The organism is Nonomuraea zeae, assembly GCF_005889725.1.
In the GTDB taxonomy this organism is placed as follows: Bacteria; Actinomycetota; Actinomycetes; order Streptosporangiales; family Streptosporangiaceae; genus Nonomuraea; species Nonomuraea zeae.
This window is the reverse complement of sequence record NZ_VCKX01000577.1, coordinates 1-2876: the sequence shown is the minus strand read 5'-3', so window position 1 is coordinate 2876 and position 2876 is coordinate 1. Positions and strand designations below refer to the sequence as shown.

Genomic DNA, 2876 nt, shown 5'->3' with positions numbered 1-2876 from the left:
GCAGACAGCGGCAGATGTGTTCGAGAGACAGGAGTTCGACCTGCCCGAGGGGTGGACGGGCGGCCGGCTGCGCTTCGACGGCGCCGACTCCTTCACCCGGGTCTGGCTGAACGGTCACGAGCTGGGCTTCTTCACGGGCAGCAGGCTGCCGTCCGAGTTCGACGCCGGAGCGTGGCTCCGGCCGGGGCGCAACGTGCTGGCCGTGCGCGTGCACCAGTGGTCGGCCGCCAGCTACCTGGAAGACCAGGACATGTGGTGGCTGCCCGGCATCTTCCGCGACGTCACGCTCACCCGCTCGGCCGCCGACGTGTTCGTGCACGCCTCCTACGCGGACGGGCGCGGCACGCTGTCCTTCGAGGGGCCCGTGGACGGGTCCTTCGACGGGTCCTTCGAGGGCCCGTACACGCTGAGCGTCCCCGAGCTCGGCGTCTCAGGGCTGGAGCCGGGCACCGAGATCACGGTCGGGGCGGAGCCGTGGACGGCGGAGACCCCCCGCCTGTACGACGCCGTCGTGACCGCGCCCGAGGAGACGCTCCGGCTGCGGATCGGCTTTCGCACCATCTCCATCAAGGACGGCGTGCTGCTGGCCAACGGCCGCCCGCTGCTGCTCAAGGGCGTGAACCGGCACGAGTTCCATCCTGAGCACGGCCGCGCGGTGCCGTACGAGACGATGCGCGAGGACGTGCTGCTGATGAAGCGGCACAACGTCAACGCCGTCAGGACCAGCCACTACCCGCCGCACCCGGACTTCCTGGACCTGTGCGACGAGCTGGGCCTGTGGGTGATCGACGAGTGCGACCTGGAGACGCACGGCTTCGGCCAGGTCGGCTGGCGGGCCAACCCGACCGACGACCCCCGCTACGCCGACGCCCTGCTCGACCGCATGCGCCGGATGGTCGAACGCGACAAGAACCATCCCAGCGTCATCATGTGGTCGCTCGGCAACGAGGCCGGCGTCGGCCGGAACCTGGCCGTCATGTCCGGCTGGACCCGCGAGCGCGACCCGTCCCGCCCGCTGCACTACGAGGGCGACCGGTCGTGCGCGCACACCGACGTCTACTCGCGCATGTACGCCTCCCACGCCGAGGTCGAGGCCATCGGCCGGCTCGCCGAAGACCCGCTCGACGACCCGGACCTCGACGCGCGCCGGCGGGCGATGCCGTTCCTGCAATGCGAGTACGCCCACGCCATGGGCAACGGGCCGGGCGGGCTGGCCGAGTACCAGGAGCTGTTCGCGCGCTATCCGCGCCTGGCCGGGGGGTTCATCTGGGAGTGGATCGACCACGGGCTCACCCATCCGGCGTACGAGTACGCCTACGGCGGCGACTACGGCGAGCCCGTCCACGACGGGAACTTCGTGATCGACGGGCTCGTGTTCCCCGACCGGACGCCGTCGCCGGGGCTGCTCGACCTGAAGAAGGTGTTCGAGCCGGTCACGTTCGAGTTCGGGGACGGGGTGGTGCGGGTCGTCAACGGCTACGACTTCGCGGACCTGGCACACCTGGAGTTCGTCGCCACCGTGCAGGCGGAGGGGGAGACGGTCGCCGAACACCGGCTCGGCCTGCCGGCCGAGGGCGGCGAGGCCAAGCTGCCCGCCACGCCGGGCGGGGCGGGCGAGCGGTGGCTGACCGTGCGCGCGGTGCTGGCGGAGGACCAGCCGTGGGGCCCGGCGGGGCACGAGGTGGCCTGGGGCCAGACGCTCCTGACCCCCGCGCCGTCCCGGCCGGCCGCTCCTCTCATCGGGAGCGCCACCGGGCTGGTGCGGGACGGCGGCGAGATCGTCGCGGGGGACTCGGCCTTCGACGCCGGGAGCGGCCGGCTCGTGCGGCTGTTCGGGCTGGAGGTCGAAGGGCCCAGGCTCGACCTGTGGCGGGCTCCGACCGACAACGACAGGTACGGCGGCCTCGAAGGCAAGTGGCGCGCGCTCGGCCTGCACCGGCTCACGCACCGGGTGGACGCCGTGGAGCTCGGGGACGCGCTGACCGTCCGCACCAGGGTCGCGCCCGCCGCCACGGATCTCGGGCTGCGGGCGGCGTACCGGTGGAGCCTGTCAGGGGACGGCGGGCTGCTGCTGGGCCTGGACATCGAGCCCGACGGCGACTGGAGCGACCCGATTCCGCGGCTCGGCGTGACCATGACCCTCCCGCGGTCCGTCGGCGAGGTGACCTGGTTCGGGCTGGGGCCGGGGGAGGCGTACCCGGACACCGGGCTGGCCACCCGGATCGGCCGCTGGACGGCCACGATCGAGGAGCTGCAGACGCCTTACGTCCACCCGCAGGAGAACGGCCACCGGGCCGGCGTCCGGTGGGCCCGCTTCGGCGCCTTCACGGTGTCGGGGGATCCGGTGTTCGGGATGACCGCCCGGCGGTGGAGCGTCGACGAGCTGGCCGCCGCCCGGCACCGGCCCGACCTGGTCCCGGGGGATCGGGTGCACCTCCACCTGGACCTGGCGCAGCAGGGCATCGGCACCGCCACCTGCGGTCCGGGGCCGCTGCCGCAGTACGACCTGAAGGCGCGGCGGGCGACGTTCAACCTCCGCTTCGACCGCGGCACCGGCTGACCGGCACGCCGGACCGTGGCGCAGGCTGACCGGGCACGCCGGGCGACGCCGGACCGTGGCGGCTGAAGCCGTCGGATCCCGCGCGGTCCTCGCCTCGACCGTGGCGGCGATTGACGGTGCCGGGTCCCGCTCGTCGCGGGACCCGGCGCCGCGCGTGCCCGGCCGGCCCTCGGCGAGGGCCGGCCGGGTGGATGCTCCTATGGATGTCAAGAGGGGCTTTCTTGATCGTTGGAGGTGATTATCCGGTAGAGGTCGCGGGCTATGTAGCGCTTCAAACAGCGGATGATCTCTTTCTTCGACAGGCCGTCTCGGGTGC

General features: G+C 72.8%; 1 protein-coding gene. It reads left to right on the top strand.

Annotation, left to right across the window (positions count from 1 at the left end):
• On the top strand, nucleotides 1–2560 hold a 2560-nt coding region (locus ETD85_RS61335), incomplete at its 5' end, for a glycoside hydrolase family 2 TIM barrel-domain containing protein (RefSeq protein WP_138698946.1).
• Nucleotides 2561–2876 lie beyond the last annotated feature (316 nt).